At 35.4% G+C, this 3,152-nt stretch carries 4 protein-coding genes; all 4 read right to left on the reverse strand.

Annotated features, from left to right (window positions below):
* Positions 1-336 precede the first annotated feature (336 nt).
* Complete coding sequence (locus U9P79_06005; protein ID MEA2104175.1) at positions 337-960, reverse strand: DUF6266 family protein; 624 nt, start codon at positions 958-960, stop codon at positions 337-339.
* Entirely contained in the window at positions 947-1,402 is a 456-nt protein-coding gene (locus U9P79_06010) for a tyrosine-type recombinase/integrase (GenBank protein MEA2104176.1), read from the reverse strand. Before U9P79_06010 ends, U9P79_06005 begins: the two co-directional genes overlap by 14 nt.
* Before the next feature lie 56 nt (positions 1,403-1,458).
* On the reverse strand, positions 1,459-1,614 hold the full coding sequence (locus tag U9P79_06015; protein ID MEA2104177.1) for a hypothetical protein: 156 nt from the start codon (positions 1,612-1,614) through the stop codon (positions 1,459-1,461).
* Between the two features lie 913 nt (positions 1,615-2,527).
* The coding region (locus tag U9P79_06020; GenBank protein MEA2104178.1) for a hypothetical protein at positions 2,528-3,152 on the reverse strand (625 nt) is incomplete at its 5' end.

The raw sequence follows: 3,152 nt of genomic DNA on the forward strand, positions 1-3,152 counted from the left end.
TCTAATTTTGCGCACTAATTTTTTGAAATCTTTCTTGTGACGTTCCACTACTTCCAGAGGCGTGTAGAGTTTAGTGTCATAAGTTAAAGTAAACATTTTTGATTTGTATTTTATTATTCTCTCATTCATCTTCATCATCCTTTTTTGTAGATAATTTTTTTGGTATTTTGGATGAAAAAGTGAGGCCGTGCGAGGTTTCAGGAGGATGTGTTTTCCTGTCTTGATTTCTGACAATAAGATGAAAAAATTCTTATTTCTTTTCTCTAATATATCTTGATATTGTTTGAGTGGTAGTTGACGGTTTTTATGCATTTTCTCAAGTTTCCTTTTCTTCTCTTATATTACCGTAACTTTTGTGCCTATTGTGGTTGTGTATTTTCCGTTTGCATTATAGCAATCTGCGTAAACAAATAAAATGTCACCTAATGTAATATCTGAAATTGAGACCACTACAATTTCATCATCTCTTGTAACTGCTGAGTCTTGCGAATATAAGAATTCATTTTTTTCAGAATAAACATTCACAATAACTGAATCAGTTACAGCACCATTTGAAACACAATTTTTTGACCAATTACAAGCTACTTTTCTATCAGCTTCTTTTGCTGAAATATTTAAAGATTTCAGTTGTTCAAGGTCTCCTGTCGAAAACTTGATATTTTCCCAGCTGGTAGTTCCTGCGATTGTTTTTTGGTTCGTGCCTATAAATTTTGACCAACCAGTGAATGGCTTTCCGCTTGCTAATTTATCCCAATAAGTGCGGATATATTGCGACATTGTAGCTCTACCCAAAAGAACTAACAATGCAAATGATTCTCTTACCGCTGTTTGATTTGCTGAACGAGGATTGGCAGGTGTTACTCTTTCCCTGACATAATTTATTCCTCTCCAATTTCCTGCTACTACATTTGCTACTTTCCCGGAAACTTTCCCGAGAATTCCTGCTCTAAGTCGTGCCATGTGTTCCCCCTGTTTTTTGTTGTTCGTGTTCTATTTTTTCAGCTGTTCGGATATAGCGATATGTTGACGCTAATTCAATATGTCCGAGTGCTTTCATAATTTCTATTGGTGTCTTGTGTTCTTTCAGTAAATTAAGTGTGAAAAGATAGCGGAAATAGTATAGTTTTTTCTTCCCGCATAGATAAGAAAATATGAAAAAAATGTCTCTGGTAAGGTCTCTTTTTAACATTTTATATGTGCGAAAATTGCGGGCAAAGTTTCCTCTTGTGTTCCTGTAAATTCGGAGCTGTTGAAGTAATGAATCGGAAATTTGAAAGCTCCTAATGAATTTCGTTTTTCCCTGAATGTATGTAAAACTTCCATTGAAGTATAAACTGCTGTTGCCGGATATGCTGAACAATTCTGAAGGACGTATTCCACTTTCGAATAAAAATTGATGCATGAATTTTATATAAGGATTAACATTCAGAGGATAATTGACATAATCAGATAATAGTATCAAAACCAGTTACTCCACATCACGGCTAATTCTTTTGTAATTTTTACAAATGGTATAATGATATACAACATAAAAGATATAGCGAATAAAAAGGCAAATCCTAAAAATATTTCTGTAATATCTTTTACTATATTAACAAACTCTTTGACTTTCATAAACTAAACTCCGGGAAGTAATGTTGTTGTAAAGATTAAATGAGTTAAGTGTTTATTTTGCGTTTGTTGACCCGAGCGGAGAATAAACGGAGCAAAGCTGGAAGTAGAACCGCCAGAAACTACTGGCAACTTTGCTCTGTGCTGATTTTCGTTTATCATATTTCCCATATTGACAATTTATATTTTATTTCAAAGCGTGTCAATTTTTTTTTCTTTTCTAGTGAACTACTGAGAGGAAAACATCCGATGTTCTCCCGGATGTGGGTCTCGAAGTAGTAGCTAGACGGCGATGTTCTCACGCCGGGAGCTGTAAGCTAGAGAAGAAAAAAAAAATTCCTGTTCAATTAGTATAAAAGAAAATTCGAGTGAAATCGGAGGTCAAAATCCTGTTCATTTTTCTCCGGGTCCATCGGTCGTCAGAGTTTCAAACAATGGGAAATAATCAACCAAAAATCAGCTACAACTTATCATCTGGCCGGCATCGGCAAAATGACATCAATCAGCCATCTAAAGTGTAAGCGTCAGCATCTGTCAATCTGGATAGAATCCGAGCAGAGCGAAAAAGAAAAATGAGCGCCCCCAATTTGAAGAAAAGCGGCGCTTCTATGTTTTTGCCGCTTTTCTGGAATTTCAAAAGTCCGTAGCAGCTGCCGTTAGCCTGGGGGTTTGGGGGGCGGCTTTTCTTTTTCGTCTCGGTCTGAAAAATTGCGAAAGGTAAGGGGGCGTTTTACCTGCTATGTTCGAGCGGAGCGGGAGCAGGGAAAAAAAAGCACCCGACAGTTTCAGGTTGTTACTGCTCTCTCGAAGTGCGGAGCGAGAGAGAGCAGACTTATTTGTTTTTTATGTTTCTAATCTACAAAAAAAAAGAGGGATCTCTCAATAAGAGCAAAAAATAGGATACTTGGAATAAATACTAAAAATGAATAATTAAAACGTTTCTCTTTATTGTTAATTGCTTCTGTGCTAAGGCGTTAGCAAGAAGAAAATCAAATTCCTTCTCTTTCCATTTGTAGGTTTTTTTCGGATTCGTTGCGTCCATATATTCCCGATAATCTTTATTATCTAAGAAGACAAAAGCTACTCTTTCATAAAATGGCAAACCGTTGTTGAATTGTTTTTCTTTCTCGAAAAATCCTCTGGAACTTCCAAATAATCTCGATACATTGTGAAAAACAAATTCTAATTGCTCAAATGTGAATTTTTGGCTGACATTCATATATCCCACCGCATAATATTTTTGCTTTTCTGTGCGTATTGAATGAATTTCAACAATGTAAGAACCTGTAATTTCACGCCAAGTGTCAGAAAGCCATTTCTGGGAAATAAAGGTGTCTGTGTATACATGAAAATGAAGATACATTTTTTTAGTAACTTCTATAAAATACGCATACTCAAAATTTGAATTTACTTCTCTAATTTTGCGCACTAATTTTTTGAAATCTTTCTTGTGACGTTCCACTACTTCCAGAGGCGTGTAGAGTTTAGTGTCATAAGTTAAAGTAAACATTTTTGATTTGTATTTTATTATTCTCTCATTC

The organism is Candidatus Cloacimonadota bacterium (assembly GCA_034661015.1).
Taxonomy (GTDB): domain Bacteria; phylum Cloacimonadota; class Cloacimonadia; order JGIOTU-2; family JGIOTU-2; genus JAYEKN01.

Bases quoted from the DNA above. Each gene is read 5' to 3' on its own strand.
- U9P79_06015 (MEA2104177.1), bottom strand. From the start codon at position 1,614: ATGAAAGTCAAAGAGTTTGTTAATATAGTAAAAGATATTACAGAAATA.
- U9P79_06005 (MEA2104175.1), bottom strand. From the start codon at position 960: ATGGCACGACTTAGAGCAGGAATTCTCGGGAAAGTTTCCGGGAAAGTA.
- U9P79_06010 (MEA2104176.1), bottom strand. From the start codon at position 1,402: ATGCATCAATTTTTATTCGAAAGTGGAATACGTCCTTCAGAATTGTTC.